Genomic DNA, 265 nt, shown 5'->3' on the forward strand with positions numbered 1-265 from the left:
GTAGTTAGCCGTGGCTTTCTGGTTAGGTACCGTCAAGGTACGAGCAGTTACTCTCATACTTGTTCTTCCCTAACAACAGAGTTTTACGACCCGAAAGCCTTCATCACTCACGCGGCGTTGCTCCGTCAGACTTTCGTCCATTGCGGAAGATTCCCTACTGCTGCCTCCCGTAGGAGTCTGGGCCGTGTCTCAGTCCCAGTGTGGCCGATCACCCTCTCAGGTCGGCTATGCATCGTTGCCTTGGTGAGCCGTTACCTCACCAACT

At 54.3% G+C, this 265-nt stretch carries 1 rRNA gene; it reads right to left on the bottom strand.

From position 1 onward, the window contains the following. Positions 1-265 (bottom strand): 16S ribosomal RNA (locus tag N7568_RS23900); the annotation flags it as partial.

The organism is Paenarthrobacter aurescens, assembly GCF_025421775.1.
Taxonomy (GTDB): domain Bacteria; phylum Actinomycetota; class Actinomycetes; order Actinomycetales; family Micrococcaceae; genus Arthrobacter; species Arthrobacter aurescens_B.